A 6,763-nucleotide genomic window follows, 5' to 3' on the forward strand; every position below is an offset into this window, starting at 1 on the left:
AGCAGCGACGTGGCGGCGAGACCCTCCTTGGGGAAGGGTGAAGCGAAGACTCCCATGAGCGCCAGCGGCCATAGTGTCGCCAAGCAGAGGCATGCGGCAACGGCGAAACTGGCGAACGGCGTCGGCATCTCATCGACGCCGCGAAAGCCGACCACGGCACGGGCGCAGGAGGCCGCATCCTGGCCCGGCCAGATGCCGCCAAGACTCCAATAGACATGCAGCGCGGTGATCAGGAGCAGAACAGTCGAAAGCGAGAAGGCGAGAAAAATCATGAGCGGAACAGTCGCGAATATTGGGTTTCATGCTTCATCGCCATGACATCGGAGACGAAGGCGCAGCCACCGAGATCGTCGAGTGTCGAGCGCGCGGCGCGGCTTGCGGTCGCCAGGGCCAGCGGCTCGAAGCCGGCTAACAACGTGGTCGCGCCGCTCTGGCCGACGATGCCAAGCCGGATCGCTGCCTGCACAAGGTTGGAGAAGAAGGTTTGCAGGAAGGCTGACAGCGCATCCTGAAGCGCGATGCCGTTGCCACCCGCAATGGCGCCGACGGCGACGCAATAGGCGCATTCGGCCGGCAGGCGCTCCAGCACCGGATTAGGCCAGGCGGCCGCCGCTTTGAGGAAGGCTCCACCCTGCAGCATGGTCTCGGTATGGCGTTCGCGCGAGCCGGCCAGGGCTTCGGCGAGTGCCGCCACTTCATCGAGATCACCGGTGCCGCATGCCCGGCGCCAGCTCTCGGCGAACAGCACGGCGTCGTTCCAGCCCGAGCCCATCTCGACCAGCGTCTCCAGCCAGCCGGCGAGGCTCCCGGCATCGGCAACCAACCCGTCATGCACCGCCCGCTCGAGACCATGGCTGTAGGAAAAGCCGCCGACCGGAAAGGCAGGCGACAGCCACGCCATCAGCCGCAGCAGGGCGATGTTCGAAGGCTGGTCAGTCATGATCGTGGTGATGGCCGGCATGACTGTGCGAATGGGAACGCGCTTCGCCATGAGAATGGCTGTGCGCTTCGGCGTGGCTGTGGGCATGCGCATGGCCGTGATCGTGGCTTTGCCCGCCATGCCCGGAATAGGCGCCGCGCACCGGCTTGAACGGTTCGGAAACGTCGGTCACGGTGGCGCCCAGCCCCTCCAGCATCGCCTTGATGACATGGTCGCGCAGGATGAGGATGCGTCCGGCCTCGATGCCTGCCGCGAGATGGCGGTTGCCGATATGCCAGGCGAGTTCGGCCAGATGCACGCCATCGCGGGCGCGGATGTCGTAGACCTCTTCCGGTGCCGCGATGATCTCGATATGGCCGCCATTCTCCAGCACCAGCCGGTCGCCATCGTTCAAGGCGACGGGTTCGGGCAGGTCGACCAGCACCTTGCCGCCGTCGGCAAGTTCGATGGCCCGGCGGCGCAGATGCCGCTCGTCATGGGCGAGAATGGCCCGGCCGGACGGTAGGGTGGTTCCGGCAGCGCCGGCGGACAGCACCGAGACGGCGCGCGGGAATTTGGTGAAGTCGGTGTTGAGGTTGAGCTTCATTTCATGGATTTCCCATTTGCTTGTGCCCGCACACGCGCGATCCAACGGCCTTGTACATGTCGAACCCTGCCTTTCCCCAACAAGCTAGATCATCGCGTTCGTTCAGACGATGGTGTCGAAGAGCCGCAGGATGAACGATATCTGATAGATAAGCGCCGCCGTGACAAAGGCGATGTGGAAGCGGCGGTCGCGCACCAGGATCGCGATGATGCAGAGCGCGACGAAGACCGGCGTGCGGAACAGATACTCGCTGCCGAAGCGGGCGAAATGCTCCGGCCCCTTCAGCAGCGTGTCGACCACGTCGAGCAGATAGGTCGCCGCCAGCAGGCCGAAGAACCACGCCCGGCGCGAATAGAAGAAATCCTCGTAGCTGGTGTAGTCCAGCATCGAATCTGGGAACAAAAGCGCGCACAGCAGGAACAGCGTGATCGCGTAGAAAATGATGAACAAATATTTGCCGAAGGTCCAGATCTCGACGGCGTAGAGGCCGAACTCCCACCACCAGAAATGCACCAGCATCAGGAGCACCGAGACGACCCAGGCCAGATGCACGGTATAGAGCTTGTACTGGCCGGGATGCTGGACGATGCGCGCCACCCCCGACAGCAGGCGGGCGACACCAAGCCCGATCACCATGCCCATGACGATGCGGATGTGCGGGAAGATGTCGTGGGCGGAAGCGATTTCGGTGGTCATGCTCGATCACAATGCAGCTGTTGGTTGGCCGCATAGTGCTGCCTTCCACCAAGGGCTGCAACGGATAATGCTCGCCCGGTGGAAGCGCCGCTTCAAAACAGAAAATACCGTTGCGCCATCGGCAGCACCGTCGCCGGCTCACAGGTCAGCAACTCGCCGTCGGCGCGCACCTCGTAGGTTTCCGGATCGACCTCGACATGCGGCGTGGCGTCGTTGAGCACCATCGAATGCTTGCCGATGCCGCCGCGGGTGTTTTCGACGGCGACGAACTGCTTGTCGACACCGAGCCTGCCATGCAGTCCCGACTCGAGCGCTGCCTTCGAAACGAAGGTCACCGACGAGTTGGTCCTGGCCTTGCCATAGGCGCCGAACATCGGCCGGTAATGCATCGGCTGCGGCGTCGGGATCGAGGCGTTGGGGTCGCCCATCGGGGCGGCGGCGATCATGCCGCCGATCAGCACCATGTCCGGCTTGACGCCGAAGAAGGCCGGGTTCCACAGCACCAGGTCGGCGCGTTTGCCAACCGCGATCGAGCCGATGTCTTTCGACAGCCCATGCGCGATGGCCGGGTTGATCGTGTATTTGGCGATGTAGCGGCGGACGCGGAAATTGTCGTTGTTGCCGGTCTCCTGCGGCAGCGAGCCGCGCTGGCGTTTCATCTTGTCGGCGGTCTGCCAGGTCCGGATCGCGACTTCGCCGACGCGGCCCATGGCCTGCGAATCCGACGAGATGATCGAGAAGGCGCCGATGTCGTGCAAAATGTCTTCCGCCGCGATGGTCTCCTTGCGGATGCGGCTTTCGGCAAAGGCGATGTCTTCGGGGATCGACGGCGACAGATGATGGCAGACCATCAGCATGTCGAGATGCTCGGCCAGCGTGTTGACCGTGTAGGGCCGCGTCGGATTGGTCGAGGACGGGATGACGTTGGGCAGGCCGCAGACCTTGATGATGTCGGGCGCGTGGCCGCCGCCGGCGCCCTCGGTGTGGAAGGCGTGGATGGTGCGGCCCTTGATGGCGGCGACCGTGTTCTCGACAAAGCCGGATTCGTTCAGTGTGTCGGTGTGGATCATCACCTGCACGTCGTAATCGTCGGCGACCGACAGGCAGCAATCGATGGCCGCCGGCGTCGTGCCCCAGTCCTCGTGCAGCTTCAGCGAGCAGGCGCCGCCCAGCACCATTTCCTCGAGCGCGGCGGGCAGCGAGGCATTGCCCTTGCCCGACAGGCCGATGTTCATCGGAAAGGCGTCGAAGGACTGGATCATGCGGGCCATGTGCCATGGCCCCGGCGTGCAGGTGGTGGCCAGCGTGCCGTGCGCCGGGCCCGTGCCGCCGCCGAGCATGGTGGTGATGCCTGACATCAGCGCTTCCTCGATCTGCTGCGGGCAGATGAAGTGGATATGCGCGTCGAAGCCGCCTGATGTCAGGATCTTGCCTTCGCCGGCGATGATCTCGGTGCCGGGGCCGATGATGATGGTGACGCCATCCTGCGTGTCCGGATTGCCGGCCTTGCCGATGGCCGCGATGCGCCCGTCCCTGAGGCCGATGTCGGCCTTGAAGATGCCTGCACTGGCATCGATCACCAGCGCGTTGGTGATCACGGTATCGACGGCGCCTTGCGCCCTGGAAACCTGGCTCTGGCCCATGCCGTCGCGGATCACCTTGCCGCCGCCGAATTTCACCTCTTCGCCATGGATGGTGAGATCCTTCTCGACCTCGATGAACAGTTCGGTGTCGGCAAGCCGTACTCTGTCGCCGACCGTCGGGCCGTACATCTGCGCGTAGGCGGCGCGGGTAATTCTGGCCATCAGCGATTGCTCCCGAAATGCGGTTTGCCGAAATGCGGTTGGATTGAAGCGCGGCTGCACATTGCTGCCATCCTATGGTCACGCAATGACCTGCTGGGCGACACCTTCTGATCCCATTTGGCGGTTGAGGTTAGGGCGTCACCCCAGACCGACCGTTTGCCAATCGATGGAAAGGAAAATCCATGCGCAAAACGATAGTTCTTGCCGCCGCCGCCAGCCTGATGCTGGCGGGCGCCGCCAGTGCCCAGCAGCAACCCGCGCCACAGCCCGCTCCGGCGCCGGCAACGCCTGCTCCAGCCACGCCCCAGGCTCAGCCCGCGGTGCCGACGATCCAGAGCGTCAACATCGTCGACATCACGGAGCTGCCAAAGGACACCCAGACGCAGGTCAACCAGGTGATCGCCCAGCGCGGCGATGACGGCTTGAAGAAACTGCGCAGCTCGATCGACGCCACACCCAAGGTCAAGTCGGCGCTCGAGGCCAAGGGAATGACCTCGGCGCAGGTGGTCGCAGCCAGTATGGAACCCAATGGCGCACTGACCCTGATCACCAAGAAGGCGAGCTGACGCCACGGCATGGCGGGCCGGCATCCGGCCGGCCGGCCGCATCGGGAAAGGAACCTTCGCCGGGCCGGATTCGTTTTGTTCTTTTCGCGCTAACCCGCGCCCCGAAACGATTTCTCTCAGGAGCGAGCGATGGCGATCACTTCTTTCTCGACCAGAATGCAGGCAGTCGCCGCCATGACGTTCCTGGCGGCGGCTGGTCCTGCTGCCGGACTGAAGGCGCAAGGACTGGAAAGCACGGAGACCGTCAATCGCATCGTCGGCTCGCAGGTCAAGCAGGAAGAGGCCAAGGCCAACACCGAGGCCGGCAACGTCAACACGGCGATCGACCGCACGCGTGAAAACATCGGCACGGTGCGCAAGACATCCAAGCTCGACAAGGTCGACATCGTGTTCCTCACCGACGCCGCGCGCAGCGAAGGCGGCCCGCCGCCGGAGATCGAGGCCAAGGTCAAGCAGCATCAGGACGACATTACGGAGCTGCGCAAGGAGATCGAGGCCAACGCGCTGCTGTTCAACGCCATCGAATCGCGGCGCGTGCAGGCGCAGGATGTCCTCGCCGTCGAATTCGACAATCCCGGAAAGATCGTCATCTACGCCGCGGCCAAGCCATCGAACTGAGCTGAGCGCGCCGGAAGATCTCACAGCTTGCCCATCACCTTCTGCTGAAATCCGTAGACCTCGCGCTTGCCGCCGAGCGGCACCAGCGTGACGTCGCGCTCCTGGCCCGGCTCGAAGCGCATGGCCGTGCCCGCGGCAATGTCGAGGCGCATGCCACGCGCCCGTTCGCGGTCGAATTTCAGCCCCTCATTGGTTTCGAAGAAATGGTAGTGGCTGCCGACCTGGATCGGCCGGTCGCCGCTGTTGGCGACTTTCAGGGTGACGGTCTGCAGGCCCTTGTTGAGCTCGATGTCGCCGCCCACCGTGATGATTTCACCGGGGATCATGGTCACCCTCACACGATGCCGAAGGCGAGACCGATGCCGATCGCCGCGCAGGCGGCACCGGCAGCGCGGGCCAGGCCACGAAACCGGATGCCGAGACCGAGACCGGTGGCGATGCCGGTGGCATGCAGCAACAGCGTGGCGATCGCAAAGCCGGCCATGTATTCAAGCCCGCCGGCATTCTCCGGCACCTCGGTGCCATGCGCGTGGCCGTGGAAAAGTGCGAACAGGCCGATGATGGCGACGCCGGCCGAGACCGGCAGATCGATCGCCAGCGCCACCAGCAGTCCGAGTGTCACGACCGATGCCAGTATGCCCGGTTCGACGAAGGGCAGCGGCATATGCAGCATGCCCAGCGCGCCGCCGACCAGCATGACGCCGACAAAGGCAGCCGGCCAGGCAAGAACCGCCTTGCCGCCCTTGAGCGCCGCCCACAGCCCGACCGCGATCATCACCGTCATGTGATCGAGGCCGGAGAGCGGGTGCATGAAGCCGGCCGTGAAGGAGGAGGTGGTACCCAGGCCGACATGGGCATAGGCCGGCAGGGCGGCGGCCAGCAGCAGGATCGCCGACAGGCAGAGGCGTTTGGCGGATATCATTCTGTTTGCCTTTCGTTTTGCTCGGTCTGGTGTTCACGCCGCCTTGCGGGGGCCGCAGCCTTCGGCCTTGAGAACGCGTTTGGCTGACGCCGGATATTTCTTCAGCATCGCTGCCGGGCGGATCGGCCGCGCCGAAAAACCACCGCCGCAATTGGGGCAGATGCCGCCCAACACCTGTTCCACGCATCCGGCGCAAAAGGTGCACTCGAAGGTGCAGATCAGCGCATCCGTCGCCTCGGGCGGCAGGTCCTTGTCGCAGCATTCGCAGTTGGGACGCAGCTCCAGCATCCTGTCCTCCTCAACGGATCGGTTCGTGCACGGTCACCAGCTTGGTGCCGTCGGGAAACGTCGCCTCGACCTGCACGTCATGGATCATCTCGGCGATGCCTTCCATGACTTGCGCGCGGCTGACGACATGAGCGCCGGCTTCCATCAGTTCGGCAACCGGACGGCCGTCGCGGGCGCCTTCGACGACGAAATCGGTGATCAGCGCAATCGCTTCCGGATGGTTGAGCTTGACGCCGCGTTCGAGCCGCTTGCGCGCCACCATCGCCGCCATGGCGATCAGCAGCTTGTCCTTTTCCCTCGGCGTCAGGTTCATGCGTTTCCCTGGATTGGTAGAGGCAGGCC

General features: G+C 64.3%; 11 protein-coding genes. 2 read left to right on the forward strand and 9 right to left on the reverse strand.

The window, feature by feature from the left end; all coding sequences use genetic code 11:
* The 5 genes from EN991_RS17835 to ureC form a co-directional block, all read right to left on the reverse strand.
* On the reverse strand, positions 1–272 hold a 272-nt coding region (locus EN991_RS17835; protein WP_164769160.1), incomplete at its 3' end, for a DUF3995 domain-containing protein.
* Entirely contained in the window at positions 269–940 is a 672-nt protein-coding gene (locus tag EN991_RS17840) for an urease accessory protein UreF (RefSeq protein WP_063170432.1), read from the reverse strand. The genes EN991_RS17835 and EN991_RS17840, both read right to left, overlap by 4 nt.
* Positions 933–1,526, reverse strand: a complete 594-nt coding sequence (gene ureE, locus EN991_RS17845) for an urease accessory protein UreE (RefSeq protein ID WP_127369236.1) — start codon at positions 1,524–1,526, stop codon at positions 933–935. The genes EN991_RS17840 and ureE overlap by 8 nt, the downstream gene beginning before the upstream one ends.
* Positions 1,527–1,628: 102 nt before the next feature.
* A complete protein-coding gene (locus EN991_RS17850) occupies positions 1,629–2,222 on the reverse strand; it encodes a hypothetical protein (RefSeq protein ID WP_027161070.1) in 594 nt (197 codons plus the stop codon).
* A 92-nt stretch (positions 2,223–2,314) separates the two neighbouring features.
* On the reverse strand, positions 2,315–4,030 hold the full coding sequence (gene ureC, locus EN991_RS17855) for an urease subunit alpha (RefSeq protein WP_164753580.1): 1,716 nt from the start codon (positions 4,028–4,030) through the stop codon (positions 2,315–2,317).
* A gap of 179 nt (positions 4,031–4,209) precedes the next feature.
* Between ureC and EN991_RS17860 the strand changes: the two genes are divergently transcribed.
* Positions 4,210–4,593 (forward strand): hypothetical protein, encoded by a 384-nt coding sequence (locus EN991_RS17860; protein WP_013528400.1) that lies wholly within the window; start codon positions 4,210–4,212, stop codon positions 4,591–4,593.
* Between the two features lie 129 nt (positions 4,594–4,722).
* Entirely contained in the window at positions 4,723–5,211 is a 489-nt protein-coding gene (locus tag EN991_RS17865) for a hypothetical protein (RefSeq protein ID WP_063170973.1), read from the forward strand.
* A 20-nt stretch (positions 5,212–5,231) separates the two neighbouring features.
* Here EN991_RS17865 and EN991_RS17870 read toward each other — a convergent pair whose 3' ends face one another.
* From EN991_RS17870 to EN991_RS17885, 4 genes are read right to left on the reverse strand one after another with little or no spacing between them, the layout of a single operon-like run.
* Positions 5,232–5,537 carry an urease subunit beta gene (locus EN991_RS17870; protein WP_013528398.1) on the reverse strand — a complete coding sequence of 102 codons (306 nt, stop codon included), beginning with the start codon at positions 5,535–5,537 and terminating at the stop codon, positions 5,232–5,234.
* Positions 5,538–5,545: 8 nt separating this feature from the next.
* Complete coding sequence (locus EN991_RS17875) at positions 5,546–6,133, reverse strand: HupE/UreJ family protein (protein WP_064992831.1); 588 nt, start codon at positions 6,131–6,133, stop codon at positions 5,546–5,548.
* A 33-nt stretch (positions 6,134–6,166) separates the two neighbouring features.
* A complete protein-coding gene (locus EN991_RS17880; protein WP_013528396.1) occupies positions 6,167–6,421 on the reverse strand; it encodes a DUF1272 domain-containing protein in 255 nt (84 codons plus the stop codon).
* 10 nt (positions 6,422–6,431) lie between these two features.
* A complete protein-coding gene (locus tag EN991_RS17885; RefSeq protein ID WP_013528395.1) occupies positions 6,432–6,734 on the reverse strand; it encodes an urease subunit gamma in 303 nt (100 codons plus the stop codon).
* Positions 6,735–6,763: the final 29 nt, after the last annotated feature.

Source organism: Mesorhizobium sp. M7A.F.Ca.US.005.03.2.1, from assembly GCF_003997795.1.
GTDB classification, from domain to species: Bacteria; Pseudomonadota; Alphaproteobacteria; order Rhizobiales; family Rhizobiaceae; genus Mesorhizobium; species Mesorhizobium ciceri.

Excerpts from the sequence above, each read along its gene's own strand:
- ureE (WP_127369236.1), bottom strand. The coding sequence starts at position 1,526 with ATGAAGCTCAACCTCAACACCGACTTCACCAAATTCCCGCGCGCCGTC.
- EN991_RS17840 (WP_063170432.1), bottom strand. The coding sequence starts at position 940 with ATGACTGACCAGCCTTCGAACATCGCCCTGCTGCGGCTGATGGCGTGG.
- EN991_RS17860 (WP_013528400.1), top strand. The coding sequence starts at position 4,210 with ATGCGCAAAACGATAGTTCTTGCCGCCGCCGCCAGCCTGATGCTGGCG.
- EN991_RS17850 (WP_027161070.1), bottom strand. The coding sequence starts at position 2,222 with ATGACCACCGAAATCGCTTCCGCCCACGACATCTTCCCGCACATCCGC.
- EN991_RS17875 (WP_064992831.1), bottom strand. The coding sequence starts at position 6,133 with ATGATATCCGCCAAACGCCTCTGCCTGTCGGCGATCCTGCTGCTGGCC.
- EN991_RS17865 (WP_063170973.1), top strand. The coding sequence starts at position 4,723 with ATGGCGATCACTTCTTTCTCGACCAGAATGCAGGCAGTCGCCGCCATG.
- EN991_RS17880 (WP_013528396.1), bottom strand. The coding sequence starts at position 6,421 with ATGCTGGAGCTGCGTCCCAACTGCGAATGCTGCGACAAGGACCTGCCG.
- EN991_RS17885 (WP_013528395.1), bottom strand. The coding sequence starts at position 6,734 with ATGAACCTGACGCCGAGGGAAAAGGACAAGCTGCTGATCGCCATGGCG.
- EN991_RS17870 (WP_013528398.1), bottom strand. The coding sequence starts at position 5,537 with ATGATCCCCGGTGAAATCATCACGGTGGGCGGCGACATCGAGCTCAAC.